Annotated in this window: 13 protein-coding genes and 1 pseudogene; 9 read left to right on the top strand and 5 right to left on the bottom strand. The window is 39.8% G+C overall.

The genetic code is table 11. From position 1 onward, the window contains the following. Positions 1 to 17 precede the first annotated feature (17 nt). Positions 18 to 1133, bottom strand: a complete 1116-nt coding sequence (locus GXP67_RS30000) for a D-TA family PLP-dependent enzyme (protein WP_162446552.1) — start codon at positions 1131 to 1133, stop codon at positions 18 to 20. 143 nt (positions 1134 to 1276) lie between these two features. Next, complete coding sequence (locus GXP67_RS29995) at positions 1277 to 2140, bottom strand: alpha/beta fold hydrolase (RefSeq protein ID WP_162446551.1); 864 nt, start codon at positions 2138 to 2140, stop codon at positions 1277 to 1279. Between the two features lie 153 nt (positions 2141 to 2293). Between GXP67_RS29995 and dtd the strand changes: the two genes are divergently transcribed. The 9 genes and pseudogenes from dtd to GXP67_RS29945 all read left to right on the top strand — a co-directional run bounded on the left by dtd (position 2294) and on the right by GXP67_RS29945 (position 11581). Next, positions 2294 to 2746, top strand: a complete 453-nt coding sequence (dtd, locus tag GXP67_RS29990; RefSeq protein WP_162446550.1) for a D-aminoacyl-tRNA deacylase — start codon at positions 2294 to 2296, stop codon at positions 2744 to 2746. Positions 2747 to 3008: 262 nt separating this feature from the next. Beyond that, positions 3009 to 4013 carry a sugar phosphate nucleotidyltransferase gene (locus tag GXP67_RS29985; protein WP_162446549.1) on the top strand — a complete coding sequence of 335 codons (1005 nt, stop codon included), beginning with the start codon at positions 3009 to 3011 and terminating at the stop codon, positions 4011 to 4013. Between the two features lie 95 nt (positions 4014 to 4108). After that, complete coding sequence (locus GXP67_RS29980; RefSeq protein WP_162446548.1) at positions 4109 to 5848, top strand: tetratricopeptide repeat protein; 1740 nt, start codon at positions 4109 to 4111, stop codon at positions 5846 to 5848. Further along, positions 5841 to 6601: pseudogene (locus GXP67_RS38395) on the top strand (DUF4292 domain-containing protein). Before GXP67_RS29980 ends, GXP67_RS38395 begins: the two are co-directional and overlap by 8 nt. After that, positions 6573 to 7838 carry a murein hydrolase activator EnvC family protein gene (locus GXP67_RS29965; protein ID WP_162446545.1) on the top strand — a complete coding sequence of 422 codons (1266 nt, stop codon included), beginning with the start codon at positions 6573 to 6575 and terminating at the stop codon, positions 7836 to 7838. The pseudogene GXP67_RS38395 and the gene GXP67_RS29965 overlap by 29 nt, the downstream one beginning before the upstream one ends. A gap of 177 nt (positions 7839 to 8015) precedes the next feature. Then, positions 8016 to 8735: an SDR family NAD(P)-dependent oxidoreductase gene (locus tag GXP67_RS29960; protein ID WP_162446544.1), complete on the top strand. Its 720-nt coding sequence runs from the start codon at positions 8016 to 8018 to the stop codon at positions 8733 to 8735. A 266-nt stretch (positions 8736 to 9001) separates the two neighbouring features. Further along, on the top strand, positions 9002 to 9442 hold the full coding sequence (locus tag GXP67_RS29955; RefSeq protein WP_162446543.1) for a hypothetical protein: 441 nt from the start codon (positions 9002 to 9004) through the stop codon (positions 9440 to 9442). A 470-nt stretch (positions 9443 to 9912) separates the two neighbouring features. After that, entirely contained in the window at positions 9913 to 10353 is a 441-nt protein-coding gene (locus GXP67_RS29950; protein WP_162446542.1) for a hypothetical protein, read from the top strand. 202 nt (positions 10354 to 10555) lie between these two features. Beyond that, the gene (locus GXP67_RS29945) at positions 10556 to 11581 is read left to right on the top strand and encodes a ligase-associated DNA damage response exonuclease (RefSeq protein ID WP_162446541.1); all 1026 of its coding nucleotides are present in this window, start codon (positions 10556 to 10558) and stop codon (positions 11579 to 11581) included. A gap of 27 nt (positions 11582 to 11608) precedes the next feature. On the opposite strand, the gene GXP67_RS29940 is transcribed toward GXP67_RS29945, so the two are convergent. From GXP67_RS29940 to GXP67_RS29930, 3 genes are all read right to left on the bottom strand, one after another. Further along, a complete protein-coding gene (locus GXP67_RS29940; protein WP_232064676.1) occupies positions 11609 to 12592 on the bottom strand; it encodes a cation diffusion facilitator family transporter in 984 nt (327 codons plus the stop codon). 214 nt (positions 12593 to 12806) lie between these two features. Next, positions 12807 to 13133 (bottom strand): hypothetical protein, encoded by a 327-nt coding sequence (locus GXP67_RS29935; RefSeq protein ID WP_162446540.1) that lies wholly within the window; start codon positions 13131 to 13133, stop codon positions 12807 to 12809. Positions 13134 to 13247: 114 nt separating this feature from the next. Beyond that, a complete protein-coding gene (locus GXP67_RS29930; RefSeq protein WP_162446539.1) occupies positions 13248 to 13679 on the bottom strand; it encodes an RrF2 family transcriptional regulator in 432 nt (143 codons plus the stop codon). Between the last annotated feature and the right edge of the window lie 81 nt (positions 13680 to 13760).

Genomic DNA, 13760 nt, shown 5'->3' with positions numbered 1-13760 from the left:
TTTATCTCAAACAGTCACTACACAGAGATAACCCGATTTCTAGCCACCACTTTCCAGATATTTACTGCTCTATGATTCTCAATCACTTGCGCCTGATCGTATAAGGCACAGGTGGGACAAATATGTACTGGCACGCCGTATAATACATCTCCTAGCTGGTAATCGCTGGAATCAACTACAGTTGCAACCATATGTTCTTCACTTTGTGAAATAGGTTTGATGTCAGGGGCATTCAGAAAATGAACTCTTGGCAAAGGATTTTCAGCCGCAACAGCTTTATGTCCAAGGTCAAGGCAGATCGTTTGATCATCTATAATAGAAATCACTCTGGTCATCACCAAGGCTGCGTACTGGAAATTCTGTTCGGGTAATGTGTTTTTGTAACCATAATCCCAGAAAATAAACGTTCCCGGACTACATTCTACCCCTTCCCTTTGGGCATGTATCGGATAACTTGGCGAACCACCGGCTACCAGAATGGGTGATGGCATTCCCGCTTCTGCAATTTTCCGAGCCAATGCTTCCACTTCTGCAAAACCCTGATCACATTTTTGCTTTCTAATAGTTAGATCTGTTTCCCGCAAATGACCATCATAGGCATGTAAACCTACCGCTTCCACACCGGGCATGCTACTGCAAGCTGTATACAGTTGAAAAGCCTCTTCTCCGGGAAGAATTCCGGTACGATTCATTCCTATATTTAAATCCAGAAATACACGGATGGTTTTACCTTTTATAGAGAAAATTTCTGAGATCGCCTGGGCAGTTATGAGATTGTCTACCAGGCAACTAAATTGTGTAGTGGGATAGGTAAGCACTAACTGCAGCAACCGGTTGATTTTAGGTCCAACAGGCTGATAGGCAAGTAATACATCTGTTGCTCCTGCTAATGCAAGCATTTCGGCTTCGGCAATGGTAGCGCATTTAAATTTATATATTCCTTCTTCCAGCATCATAGCAGCCACTTCTGCCATTTTATGCGTTTTTACATGCGGACGAAGCCAATCCAGCCCTTTACTCATGGATTTTAACAGGCGAATATTTTCCCTGATCCGGTCCGGATACACAACCAGTGCCGGAGAATCAATGGTGTCAGTATTAAGAATGGTATACCATTCGTTAGAGGAATGCATCGTTAATCAATTTTTCTATTGAATGCTTCAGCTTATGTTTCCAGCCGTTTTAGCTGAGCGTATACATAATTTTCAATTCAATAAGTGAAGCGGGAAGGTAATAAGTTTGAATTGCTCAAACAAGAAATAGCTATTTTCTCCTATTAATTTTGATCCTGAATAAATTGATAGATCAACTTATTTACTTCGCTGCTTTTCTCGTGGTGTAGCCAGTGCGTAGCGTCTTTAATTAAGTGGAGCCGTCCGTTCTGGCAGTAGCGTAGGCTTTTCTGTGCCATTTTTGGTTGCAGAAATTTGTCTTTTTCGCCCCAGATCAGCAATAAGGGTACTTTTACCTGTTGGTTTCCCGAAGAAAATGGATTTTTGTAATGCATAGCTGCCCTGTACCAATTAATCATGCTATGTAACGCTTCTGGCTGTTGCCAGGCTTGCCGGTATTGTTGCAGATCGGCTTTCGAAAATGTTCCCGGCAGTGAGGTATGAAGCAAGCTATTTTGTATCATCCGGTATTGATTCATGGATAAAAATTTCTCTGCAACAGGCAACTGAAAAAAGCCAATATACCAGCTCTTAATCATCTGAATCATATCTGTCCGGACGGTTTTTATAAATACCCGTGGATGAGGCATATTCAGGATAATGACTTTATTCAGTAATTCCGGATGTAAATACGCCAGAGTCCAGGCCACTGCCCCTCCCCAGTCATGCCCCACGAGGTACACTTTCTCCCGGCCGGTGTAATGGATGAGTTGTAGTATATCTTCTGCCAGCGTAGTGATCCGATACGAAGATATACTTTGGGGTTTGCTGCTCATGTTATATCCTCTTTGGTCTGGCACGATTACATGAAAACCTTTTTCTGCAAAATATTCCATTTGCTTCTGCCAGCCATACCAGAATTCCGGAAATCCATGCAGAAAAATGATAACCGGTTGCCCTTTATGTCCTTTTTCTATGACATGCAGGTCAATCCCATTTACCTGGTATGTACGGCTATATGCTTTCATGCGAGAAAATACTCTAAACTCCGTTGATTTGTTTTCAGGCAACAATATATATCAAACTATTATACAGGCATACACCGCTATTATTCCTGCTGTATAGGTAATTTCTAATACCTTTGCCAGAAACATTTCATCATACATTATCAATTCCAATACATGATTACAGTCATACAACGGGTTTCCCAGGCAGCCGTACACATTGATGCCCAGCTCCATGCTTCTATTCAAACTGGTTTTTTAATATTATTGGGAATTACCCATACCGATACAATAGAAGATGCTCAATGGCTTTCCAAGAAAATTGCAGGTATGCGTATTTTCAGCGATGCAGAAGGCAAGATGAATTTATCTCTACAAGAAGTAAAGGGGGAGGTTTTGCTCATCAGCCAGTTCACACTGCATGCCAGTACAAAAAAAGGCAACCGTCCTTCTTTCATTGAAGCGGCAAGGCCAGAACAAGCGATTCCTTTGTATGAACAAATGATCGATTTACTCAGCAAAGAACTCAATCAACCCATCCGCACCGGAAAATTCGGAGCCGATATGAAAGTGAGCCTGATTAATGATGGTCCGGTAACTATTTTACTCGATTCTAAGAATAAGGTTTAAGGCTGGAACCTGGATTAAGTGGATGAAAAGATTTACCGCATTCTATCAAATGGATACACACAACATGTTTAATTGGTCAGGCCAATGTATAGCATTCGTTTACTCTATCACTTATTGCTGGAAACAGGCTTCTAAGAAAAGGTAATTCGTAATTCGTAATTCGTAATTCGTAATTCGTAATTATCTTTTCCCATTCCTTTCCAGATTTTCATTAATTTTCTTTCTTTACCAATTATTTTAACAAAAAACCTATATACCCCTTATGAAAATAATCATCCCGATGGCTGGTATGGGCAAAAGAATGCGCCCGCATACACTCACGATTCCTAAACCTTTAATTCCGATTGCCGGAAAACCCATTGTACAACGTTTGGTAGAAGATATTGCTAAAGTTTGTAATCAGCCAGTGGATCAGGTTGCTTTTATTATCGGAGATTTTGGTAAAGAAGTAGAAAAACAACTCCTCAGCATTGCCGAATCGGTGGGTGCCAAAGGGACCATACATTATCAGGATGAACCACTGGGCACGGCTCACGCTATTTTATGTGCCAAGGAAGCTTTGGAAGGCAATGTGGTAATTGCCTTTGCCGACACACTATTTAAGGCAGATTTTACGTTAGATGTTACAAAAGAAGGAATTATCTGGGTACAAAAGGTAGAAGATCCTCGTCCGTTTGGGGTAGTTAAACTGAATGCGCAGAACGAAATTACCGAGTTTGTAGAAAAACCTGAAACTTTCGTATCAGATCTGGCAATTATCGGTATTTATTACGTGAAAGATGGGGCAAACCTACGCAAAGAACTTCAGTATCTGATAGATAACAACATCAAAGACAAAGGCGAATTCCAGCTGACCAATGCCCTGGAAAACATGAAACAAAAAGGCATTAAATTTATGCCTGGCCAGGTAACGGAATGGCTCGATTGTGGCAATAAGGATGCAACCGTATACACCAACCAGCGTTATCTGGAGTATATTAAAGATACACAACTGGTAGATGGCTCCGCCCAAACAAATAATTCAGTGGTAATTCCGCCGGTATACATTGGAAAGAATGTTAAAATCCAGAATTCAGTGGTAGGCCCGTATGTTTCGGTAGGTGATGGCAGCAGCATTCAGGATTCTGTGGTAAAGAATTCAATTATTCAAAAAAATACATCTGTGATAAATGCCAACATTTCAAACTCAATGTTAGGGAATTTTGTTAAATTTGAAGGTAAATCGAGTGATTTGAGTGTGGGAGATTATAATGTAATTTTGGGATAGGGCTTTAACAGGCAAGTGCATAAGGCACTTGCCGCTACCTTGTTTGATCTGTACAGGTTTTATCTTCCGTTACCTTTATCAACCTTTCTTTTCCAATGAATCATTGCAAGTATAGGTATCTGGCCATTTTTTCTCTTCTGCTCCTGTTGTGGGACCCAAACACTGCATGGGCACAGCGTTCCAAAAAAAAAGAAAAGGAAAGCGTTCCACAGCAGCGCAATAAAAATTCAGGGTTAGGTGAATATTATTTTTCGGAAGGCATGAAATTCTTTGTGCTCGAAAATTATCAGAAAGCCATAGACCAGTTTGGAAAATCTCTGGAAATGGACCCTGATAACGGAGGTACGCACTATGCCATTGCTGATGCCTATTCCCGCATTGGAAACCAGCCGGAAGCCATTGCCTATGCCGAAAAAGCCCTGAAACTGGACGACACCAATAAATATTTTTACCAGTTGCTGGCCGGATTATATGAAAAGGATAAAAAATTTGCACAGGCAATAAAGGTCTATCAGGATCAGATGAAGAAAATGCCGGAAGACCTGGAAAGCTATTTTAACCTGGCCAATATATATTTATTTCAGGAAAAGTTCGAAGATGCCATCAAATTGTATGATAAAGTAGAAAAAACCATAGGAATTAATGAAGATGTAGTACGGCAGAAACAGCAGATCTATCTTAAATTAAATAAACCCAACGAAGCCATTGTTGAAGGCAAAAAGCTGGTAGAAACCTTTCCTGAAGAAATCAAATATGCCATACTGCTGGCTGAAATCTATATTTCTAACGGACGCCAGAAAGAAGCAATCCCCCTGCTACAAAACATTATCGAACAAGGCGCTGATCAGGCTCAAGCCAGGTTGGTATTATCGGACATTTACCGCACCAATGGGCAGACTGATAAAGCAGACCAGGAATTATTGCTTGCTTTCAGCAGCCCTGATCTGGAGCCTGATACCAAAGTACAGATTCTGATCAGCTATTCCAAAAACCTGAAAGACGATGCTTCCAAAAAAAATGCGCTTAAACTGGCTGATTTGATTATTAAGGCACATCCCGGTGAAGCCAAAGCGTATGCGATATATGGCAATCTGCTTGAAATGTCTAAAGAAAAGCAAAAGGCCAGAGAGGCTTATTCTAAAGCCTGCAGCCTTGATAATTCCAGTTTTGAAATATGGCACCAGATTATCCGTCTGGACTGGGAATTAAATGAAGTAGACAGCCTGACCAAACACTCTGAGCAAGCACTGGAGCTTTTCCCCAATCAGGGAGTTTTCTGGTTTTTTAATGGATATGCTTACCTTACCAAAAAGGATTATGACAAGGCTGTACAGTCGCTGGAAGAGAGCAAAAAACTTTCCTCAGAAAACAAGCAGCTACTCAATGACATCAATATGATGCTGGGTGATTCTTATAATGGCCTTAGTGATCATATCCGTTCTGATGCCGCCTATGAAGCCGTGCTCGCCAATGATCCTGAGAATGCGAGCGTTTTGAATAATTACAGCTATTATCTTTCACTCCGGAAAGAAAAATTAGACAAAGCCAAACAGATGGCTGGCAAACTGGTAGAAAAGCATCCGGATAATCCGACGTATTTAGATACCTATGCCTGGATTCTGTATATGATGGAAGATTACCAGCAGGCCAGAAAATACCTGGAGAAAGCGGCGAAGAATTCCACAAATGGCACTATTCTGGAACATTACGGCGATGTACTCTATAAACTGGGAGAAACAGATCTGGCATTACAACAATGGATGAAAGCCAAGCAAGCTGGAGAAAGCAGTGACCAGATCGACAAGAAAATTGCCCAGAAAAAACTTTATGAATAAACACATTCTTATTATACTATGTTGTTTTGGTATTATTGCCAGCGCCTGTAAAAGACAAAAAATAACAGCTACTCCCACCGTAGCTACCGACAATACAGAATTTAAAGTTCAGGAAATTGATTTCGCTTACTTCAACTCCAAATCTAAAATCACCTATAAAGATGCCGAAAATAACCTGACGGCAACTGTAAACATCCGCATGAAAAAAGACAGTATCATCTGGCTGTCTATTTCCAAAGTAGGTGTAGAAGGTATCCGCAGCCTGATTACACAGGATTCTATTTTTGTAGTAGATAAGCTCAAAAATGATTTTACAACCTACGATTTTAAATCACTGAGCGAAAAATTCGGTTTTAATATCACCTTTGATCTTATGCAGGCTGCTATTCTGGGAAATCTGCCTATAGCCCCCAAAAGGAAAAAGTAAAAATGATCAAGGAAAAAGACTTTTATTTACTCCGGCAGAATGACCAGCAGGTTACTATTGATAACTATATCAGTGCAGATAATATGAAACTGAAAAAGATATTGATGGTAGAACAGCCCACAAATAATTCATTAACGCTGGATTATGAGAATTTTAACATGCTGAATAACTTTTTGTTTCCCTACAGCAGCTTAATTTCTTTACAATATCAATCATCACAAGGGCATTATAGCACCCTGGTAACCATACAGCATCTGAAAGCCGAGATTTCTGATAAAGAACTTAAATTTCCTTTCAATGTTCCGCAGAAATATGACAGGAAGTGAAGTATTTTTTAAGGGATATATATCTGGTATCCTAAAAGGAGTTTTTCTTTTAGCCTTTTTCTGGCTTGCTGCCACCGGAACTCTCTACGCTCAGAAAACGAAAGCCCAGCTGGAGAAAGAGAAAAAACAATTGCTAAAAAAGAGAGAGGAAACCAATAAAAATCTTCGGGAAACCGCTGATCAGAAACAAGCTACCCTTGGTCAGCTCAGCGCCATCAATCAACAGATCACCAATCAGTCGCAGTTAATTAACTTTATTACCAGGGAGATTCAGCTATTGGATCAGGAAATGGGCGAACTCGGCCAGATTACCGTTTCTATGGAAAATGATCTGGAAAAGCTCCGGAAAGAATATGCTGCTATGATTTATGCAGCTTCAAAGGCAAGCAATGGTTATAGTAAACTGGTGTATATATTTTCTTCAGAAACCTTCACTCAACTGGTGATGCGGATTAAATATCTACAGCAATATTCCCAGGCCCGTACCATTCAGGTAGACCAGATTCAAAAGATCAAAGCCATTCTTACTATTCAGCGGGATGAACTGAACTCGAAAAAAGAAGAAAAAAACCGCCTGTTACTGGCCCGTATCACGGAGAACAATAATCTGCTTGTCTTAAAAGAAAAACAAAATACAGTTGTAAGGCAGCTGAGTGACCGGGAAAAAGAGCTGCAGGTAGAACTCGCCGAAGCCAAACAAGCGGCCGATCGCCTGGAAAAACTGATCACAGATTTGATTGAAGAGGAAGCCCGGAGAGCCGCTGCCAGAAAAGCTGAAAATAATGCTACAGCAGTAGCTTTGTCTGCGGCAGAAGCTTCTGTTTCTACTTCCTTTGCCGGAAGCAAATCCAAATTAAACTGGCCGGTAAAATCCGGTTTTATTTCCGGGAAATTCGGCGAACAACCCCATCCAGTTCTAAAAGGCATCATGATTGATAATCATGGGGTAAATATTCAGACTAATAAAGGAGAAGAAGTGAGAGCCGTATATGAGGGTGAAGTTCTTACGGTTGCTTCCATCCCTGGTAAAAATAAGATTGTATTTATCAAACATGGCGATTATACCACCGTATATGCCAAACTTGCCAAAGTTACTGTCGCTGCCGGCCAAACTGTAAAAGCCAACCAGGTGCTGGGCGAAGTATACACTGATAAAAACGGAACTTCTGAACTGCAATTCCAGATCTGGCAGAACGATAAAAAGCTAAATCCACAAACCTGGCTAAATCAGCGCTAATTCTTCGGCGGCCTGAAAAATACAGTTACCCCGGAAGCTTTACATTCTGGATTTCTATCATCACTTTTTCATTTCCTCTAGAAATCTCTGCCTGTAGGGAATTAGTTCATGGGCGGAATTATTTCTTTGATCCCTTCTTTCTTCCAAACATTTAGCATACGCACCAGTTGTAGCAATATGAATACTGTGAAAGGAAAAAATATTCTGGTCATAGGCGGAAGTTCTGGCATTGGTCTGGCCATAACTAAACAACTGATCGATCAAGGAGCATATGTGATTACAGCTTCCAGGCGTACAATAGAAGTTCTTACTGAGTTAAGGGTAACGCAGCTGCAAATAGATGTAACAGGAGATATACAGGCGCTCTCGGCTTTGCCTGATGTATTGCATGGATTGGTTTATTGTCCTGGCACCATAAACCTCAAGCCCTTTACCAGATTGACCGAAGAAGATTTTATGCAGGATATGCAGGTAAATGTATTTGGCGCTGTACGTGTATTACAGGCAACTATTAAACATTTAAAGAAATCTTCCGGAGCCAGTGTGGTTTTCTTTGGAACGGTTGCCGCCAGAACCGGAATGAATTTTCATGCTTCAGTTGCCACAGCTAAAAGTGCCTTACATGGTTTGGCCGTATCTTTGGCAGCTGAATATGCCTCCAGTCATATACGTTTTAATAGTATTGCGCCCTCCCTCACCCATACACCCTTAGCCGGAAACCTGCTTTCCACCCCAGAAAAAAAAGAAAATGCTGATAAAAGGCATCCATTGGGTAGAATTGGTACCCCGGAAGAAATAGCCTCACTGGCTGTATACCTGCTTTCTGACCAGGCTTCCTGGATAACAGGTCAGTGGATTGGAATGGATGGTGGCATGTCTACGCTGAAAACAATCTGACAAATAGTTGATTTTAATTTTTTCAATTTTAATATTTGAATTAAAGCAGAAACTTTCTATATTTAATTTCTATAAAAAGTTGTAATTCAAACTTTTCCAAAGAATAGGCTGCATTTTTCTTAAGCTTTATCAAAGATTTTTTTGCACAGGGGCTGGTATCTACGCGAGATATCCAAATGTTTTCTGGGTGTAAAGTTTAGACTATCAGGTAAATTTAAGTATACGGGTACACAATCATCTGATTTTTCATCCTTAAACAACAAATTATGTCCTCTTTAGCCATTTCAATGCAAGATAGCATCCGTGAATATATAGTTGGCAAACATGCTACTATTTCAACTGTTGAGGCAATGCCTATTGCCATCTGTACAGTAACAGCCGCTTATATACCCAAAGCTGAATTTGAAAAACTATTGCGTACAGCCGGCGAACTCATTCAACAGGAAGGTATTACCAAATTCGTTTTTGACAAGCGCAAACTCACCGCTTTTCATCAGCCATCCATGGAATGGTATCATCTGGTTTGGAAAGAAGACATGTATAAAGCCGGATTGCGTTCTCACCGTAAATTGTTACCAGAAGATAAAATTTTTCAAAGGAATGTAGCAGAAGGCCGCAAGAGAATAGCCCGTGAAAATCCCTGGTATGATTTTGAAAAATATGACATTTTGTATTGCAGGACGCTCGAGGAAGCCATAGAAAAGTGATTGCCCTACCAAAAAATCAGTCCGTATTATAAATATTTCTGATTAACTGGCAGTTCACTTTACAAACCCAGTTTATAGCTACTTATTAATTACAAGCGTGTGGGTGAACCTTGGAAGGGAGATTCGTGTACAATCTAAATACTCAATTAGACTTTTTCTATAACCTTTTGAAAGTCTAAACTTATAGTATTAGCCCATTTTTTGAATGCATCTGAATTTATAATCTTATAATATATCCTACATTACGTATAAACCTCCATTAGAAACAATTTATACGTACATACCTTTGTTTATTAGAATTAAAAATTCTGTAAACATCTCCTCTCAGCAAATATGCTATTTGACATTAAAAATATTCTATTAAACGTATAAATATATATTACATTCTATTGTCAGTTGCTGGAGGAGGAAAACAAGATGGTTAGTATTATTTTGTATTTTACTCATACATCTAATCATCATTTATACGTATGAGTACAGAAATAATAAAAATCCATCCTGACATTCAGGAATTTTTTACTTCTAAACATGCTAGTGTTACCTTTATTCCTACTATAGAGATTGCGGTTTGTACAGTAAAAGTACCTTATATCCCAATCAGTGATTTTAAAAACTTGTTTAATAAAACAAGTGAATTAATTAAACAAGAAAAGATTACTAAATTCATTTTTGACAAGCGCAAGCTGACTACTTTTCATCAGCCATCCATGGAGTGGTATCATATGGTTTGGAAAGAAGACATGTATAAAATAGGGTTGAAGAAACATAGAAAGCTATTACCCAACGACAAATTATTTGAACAAAGTGTAATTACCGGCAGGAAAAAAATTGCCCGTGAAAACCCTGATTTTAGTTTTGACAAATTTGAAATCCTCTACTGCAATTCAATAGAAGAGGCTATTGAAAAATAATATTTCTACATACTCAAAGGAATTACGAGAACCTCCTTTTTTGGGAGGTTTTTGTTTGCCTAATCCTTAAAAATAAACTACACAGCATAAATTGCGTATGAAAGAATCAGAAGAAGCATGACAGATTGAGTATGTGTTATTAAATACGCTTTTCGGCTTCTTTCTGATAATTTAAAAGGGAAACAACCGCTAAAATTCTATTATGAGCCTAATTGAGTTTACACCCCAGGGCATGTATTGTCCGCAAGCCGGTATGTACATTGATCCATGGCAACCTGTAGACAAAGCGATCATTACCCATGCCCATGGCGACCATGCCCGCAGGGGAAATAAATATTATCTGGCTCATGTTACTTCAGAACATGTACTCCGGCTCCGGCTAGGCGAACATATTAACTTACAAACCATTGAGTATAACGTGCCTATTCACATCAATGGCGTAAAAATTTCTTTTCATCCGGCAGGGCATATTGTTGGATCTTCACAAATCCGGCTTGAATACCAGGGAGAAATCTGGGTTGCTTCCGGAGATTATAAAACTGAACCTGATTTGTTAAGCCAGTCCTTTGAACCTGTCCGTTGCCATACTTTTATATCCGAATCTACTTTTGGCTTGCCAGTATATCAGTGGAAACCTCAATCCGAAATTTTCGATGAAATCAACCAGTGGTGGAAAGACAACCAGAATGCAGATAAAGTAAGTATCGTGTTTGGATATTCCCTGGGAAAAGCACAGCGCATTTTGCAGAATCTGGATACCAGTCTGGGAAAGATATTTGTGCATGGAGCCATCTGGCATACCAATGAAGCGCTGCGTCAGGATGGGATTTTGCTTCCGGAAGTAATAAGAGTGAGCAAGGAAATTCCAAATCAAACTTACAGAGGTGGATTGGTACTGGCGCCACCCTCAGCAATGGCTACTCCCTGGATCAGGAAATTTGCTCCCTATGCCACTGCTTCTGCCTCTGGCTGGATGACCTTAAGAGGTGCCAAACGCCGGAAAGCACTGGACCGTGGATTTGTATTATCTGATCATGCTGACTGGAATGGACTTAACGCTGCTATAGAAGCTACAGGCGCCCAGCGGGTATATGTTACGCATGGCTATAAATCTGCTTTTGCACGGTATCTCACCGAAAAAGGTTTAGAAGCCTATGAAGCTGATACACTATTTGAAGGGGAAAGCCTTGACCCGTTACCGAGTCTGGAAGAAAATGAACTTCAATAGCTTCCTATCTCATTGATGGAATCTATCTTAACTATTTCCATGGATGGAGGAAGTCGCTTTATTTAATTTTTCATCCACAAAATGTTTCTGGTTCTGGGAAAGATTTTTGATTGTCCATGGAATATTTTTGGAAAAGGCAGCTCTCCTCACCGGGCATGTGGCAACCGGACAATAATGGCAGCAATCTTCCGGCAGACAGGGATCAACATGCACAAAAACTTCTACATTTCCGGCAAATTGTGCTTTTACTACATCTTCCAACTGATGCACTTCATCATGAACCTTTTTAAGATCAAGGTAATAAGGCAACGTCAGGTGGCAATCAATATGCAGGTCAGCGCCATATTTCTGCACACGCAGATTATGAATATCTATCCAGTTCTGATTTTTGTTTTCATTCAATACCCGGGCTAACTCTGATAAAGTTTCTGCATCAGCCTCGTCCATCAACCCAGCTACCGACCTGCGGATCAGTTTATATCCGTTATATAGAATGAGGAAAGCAAAGGATAAAGATAACAGGCTATCAATAACAACAAGATTTGTATAGTAAATCAGGGCGATACCGGCTGCTAATATCAGACTGCTCATACTATCTACTAATAAGTGTTTACCATCTGCCACCAGCGTAATTGAATGCAGGTTATTTCCCTTAGTTTTCAAATAATATCCAAGAACGCCATTTACGATACCAGTAATAGCAATGATTACCATACCGAGAGGTAAATCGCGGATAGGCTGCGGAGTAACCAGGTTTTGTAAAGCCTGGTAAATAATAAACAAACCGGCCAGAAAGATCAATGCCCCTTCAAAACCGGCCGAAAAATATTCTATTTTTCCATGGCCATACGGATGATTATTATCTTTAGGCTGCGCTGATAAATAAATGCTGTAAAAAGCAAATCCACTGGCCATTACATTGATAATAGATTCCAGAGCATCTGTCAGAACGGCATTTGAGCCAGTGAGATAGTAGGCAATAAATTTCAGGAGCATCAGCAGAATGCTCACAGAAAAAGAAAGGACAATAAGCCTTTTTTTTATAAGGGTGGTATGCGTTGTGGAAGAGGCCAACAGAGGAATATATAACGAAATACCATTAGAATCAGGTATTCAATAACTAGATGTTTTGATACCTGATTCTTGGAATGGAAGACTTACAATTGGAAGAAAAACAATAATTCCGGAGCAAAAAAAATTCCTAATCTACTAACTTTAGACTGATCTATCGGTAGTTTTTAAAAGAAGAAAGGATTCCATTGATGGCAGTGTTCACATTGTTTCGGGCACGGCTAAATTCAGATATTTTATCAGTTTTAGCCGTACTTTGCCAGTACCGGTCACTATACCGGCCAAGGTCATGTTCCAGGTCGTTCAAGGCTGTTCTGCGGCGGCTTTCAAAAAAATCATCATTAGGATTATTAATCTTTTGTATGATTTCAATAGTCTGGCCGATTAAGCTTTCAAATTCTTTGGCCTTTTCATCATCAATGTACAGATTATTCACCTTGTCACGGATGGTAGCCAATTGATTTATTAAGGGATTTGCCATGTGCTTGTAATATTTTTTTCAAATAAACATCTGCCGTAAATTCATGTATAAAATGATTCAAAACAGTACTTCTCCTGGAATACAAAAATAAAGAATTCCATTCTATCAGAGAAATTAATTGAGCAGTTCCGTTCTCTGTCCGATTACATCAGCCAGCGTAGTATTATCTAAAATGGAAGCTGTTGCATCTCGTACCTGGCGCATCACAATCCGGATAGAGCAGGAGGCTACATCTTTACATTCCTGGCATGGCACATAGGCATTCTGGCTTGCACAGGGCACTTGTGCCAGGGGTCCATCAATGATCCGGATAACTTGCCCAAATGTAATCTGCTCCGGATCTTTCAGTAACAGATATCCCCCGGTTTTACCCCGTTTGCTGTATAAAATACCATGATTTTTCAGATCAAGCAGAATGGCTTCCAGAAATTTTTTAGGGATGGCTTCCTTGGCAGCTATCTCACTAATCATCATCGAACTACGATCTTTGTTTTCAGCCAGTACAAAAAGTGCCTTCAAGGCATATTTAGCTTTGTTGGAGAGCATTCTTTAAAAAGCATGTATTATCTTAACAATATTACTTGGTATTTTTGACAACAAAAAATTTAAATATATCCCTGCCCTGTT

The sequence above is a fragment of the Rhodocytophaga rosea genome (genome assembly GCF_010119975.1).
Taxonomy (GTDB): domain Bacteria; phylum Bacteroidota; class Bacteroidia; order Cytophagales; family 172606-1; genus Rhodocytophaga; species Rhodocytophaga rosea.
Note: the sequence above shows the minus strand (reverse complement) of the source record. Positions and strands in the feature narration are given on the sequence as shown.

Excerpts from the sequence above, each read along its gene's own strand:
- GXP67_RS29965 (WP_162446545.1), top strand. The coding sequence starts at position 6,573 with ATGTTCCGCAGAAATATGACAGGAAGTGAAGTATTTTTTAAGGGATAT.
- GXP67_RS29950 (WP_162446542.1), top strand. The coding sequence starts at position 9,913 with ATGAGTACAGAAATAATAAAAATCCATCCTGACATTCAGGAATTTTTT.
- GXP67_RS29935 (WP_162446540.1), bottom strand. The coding sequence starts at position 13,133 with ATGGCAAATCCCTTAATAAATCAATTGGCTACCATCCGTGACAAGGTG.
- GXP67_RS29945 (WP_162446541.1), top strand. The coding sequence starts at position 10,556 with ATGAGCCTAATTGAGTTTACACCCCAGGGCATGTATTGTCCGCAAGCC.
- GXP67_RS29985 (WP_162446549.1), top strand. The coding sequence starts at position 3,009 with ATGAAAATAATCATCCCGATGGCTGGTATGGGCAAAAGAATGCGCCCG.
- GXP67_RS29980 (WP_162446548.1), top strand. The coding sequence starts at position 4,109 with ATGAATCATTGCAAGTATAGGTATCTGGCCATTTTTTCTCTTCTGCTC.
- GXP67_RS29955 (WP_162446543.1), top strand. The coding sequence starts at position 9,002 with ATGTCCTCTTTAGCCATTTCAATGCAAGATAGCATCCGTGAATATATA.
- GXP67_RS30000 (WP_162446552.1), bottom strand. The coding sequence starts at position 1,133 with ATGCATTCCTCTAACGAATGGTATACCATTCTTAATACTGACACCATT.
- dtd (WP_162446550.1), top strand. The coding sequence starts at position 2,294 with ATGATTACAGTCATACAACGGGTTTCCCAGGCAGCCGTACACATTGAT.
- GXP67_RS29930 (WP_162446539.1), bottom strand. The coding sequence starts at position 13,679 with ATGCTCTCCAACAAAGCTAAATATGCCTTGAAGGCACTTTTTGTACTG.
- GXP67_RS29960 (WP_162446544.1), top strand. The coding sequence starts at position 8,016 with ATGAATACTGTGAAAGGAAAAAATATTCTGGTCATAGGCGGAAGTTCT.
- GXP67_RS29995 (WP_162446551.1), bottom strand. The coding sequence starts at position 2,140 with ATGAAAGCATATAGCCGTACATACCAGGTAAATGGGATTGACCTGCAT.